Annotated in this window: 1 pseudogene; it reads right to left on the reverse strand. The window is 67.3% G+C overall.

Features of this window, described 5'->3' with window-relative positions:
- Positions 1-30 precede the first annotated feature (30 nt).
- Positions 31-1,265: pseudogene (locus AB0873_RS32580) on the reverse strand (IS3 family transposase).
- Positions 1,266-1,317 lie beyond the last annotated feature (52 nt).

A 1,317-nucleotide genomic window follows, 5' to 3' on the forward strand; every position in this document is an offset into this window, starting at 1 on the left:
TGTCAAGCCCCGGGTTTGATGGAGAGTTGGTTAGCTGGTTTTCAGGGCTGCGGTGACCGGGTGGGTCATCGCGTGTAGTGCCTCGTGTTCGGCGGGCGGGACGTGGCCGAGTTCGCCGTGCAGCCGGCGGTTGTTGTACCAGTCGATGTACTCGACGGTGGCCATCTCCAGGTCGTCGAGCCCGCGCCACGGGCCCTTGTTGCGGACGAGTTCGGCCTTGTACAGGGAGTTGAACGCCTCGGCCATCGCGTTGTCGTACGAGTCGCCCTTGGACCCGACCGAGGCGACGGCACCGGCCTCGGCGAGCCGCTGGCTGTAGCGAATCGCTCGATACTGGACTCCCCTGTCCGAATGATGGACCAGTTTGCGCAGGTCAGCACCCTGATTCTCGCGGCGCCAGATCGCCATTTTCAGCGCGTCGAGAGCCAGGTCGGTGTAGAGACTCGTCGACACCTGCCAGCCGACGACCATGCGGGAGTACACGTCGAGGACGAACGCGGCGTACACCCAGCCGACGCTGGTGCGCACGTAGGTCAGGTCGGCGACCCACAGCTGGTTCGGATGTTCCGCGGTGAAGTCCCGTTTGACCAGGTCACCTGGGCGTCCGGTCTCGGCTGCGGGCCGGGTCGTGCGCGGCGACTTGTCGCGCAGCAGCCCGCGCAGCCCGGACTCGCGCATCAGCCGCTCGACGGTGCACCGGGCTACCGGCACCCCTTGGCGGTGCAGGTCGTGCCAGATCTTGCGAGCGCCGTAGACGCCGTAGTTCTCCGCGTGGATGCGCTCGATCATCGCGGTCAGCTCCTCATCGCGCCGCGACCGGGGCGAGGCGGGGCGGGTCTTGGCGGCGTAGTAGGTCGACGGTGCGATCTGTGCCGGCGTGTCTTCGAGCGCCTGCAGGACCGGCTGGACACCGTGTTCGGCCTTCTGGGAGTCGACGAAGTCGACCTTCATCGCGACGGACGGTCCAGCTCCGCCGCGAAGAAACTCGCTGCGGACTTCAGGATCTGGTTGGCCCGCCGCAGCTCACGCACTTCCCGTTCCAACGCGGCGAGGCGTTCCGCGTCGCTGCTGGTGGTTCCCGGCCGCTGTCCGGCGTCGGTCTCGGCCTTCTTCACCCACGTGCGCAACGCCTCCGGATGAACCCCGAGCTGACCGGCGATCCGCCGGATCGCTCCGACCGCGCTGGCCGGGTCCCGGCGGGCCTCGACCGCCAACCGGGTCGCACGCTCACGCAGCTCATCGTTGTACTTCTTCTGTGCGGGCATCGCTGGTGTTCCTCCCAGGTTTCGATGTCTCCATCAAACCCGGTGCGGAACA

This window comes from Micromonospora sp. NPDC047707, assembly GCF_040704235.1.
Taxonomy (GTDB): Bacteria; Actinomycetota; Actinomycetes; order Mycobacteriales; family Micromonosporaceae; genus Micromonospora.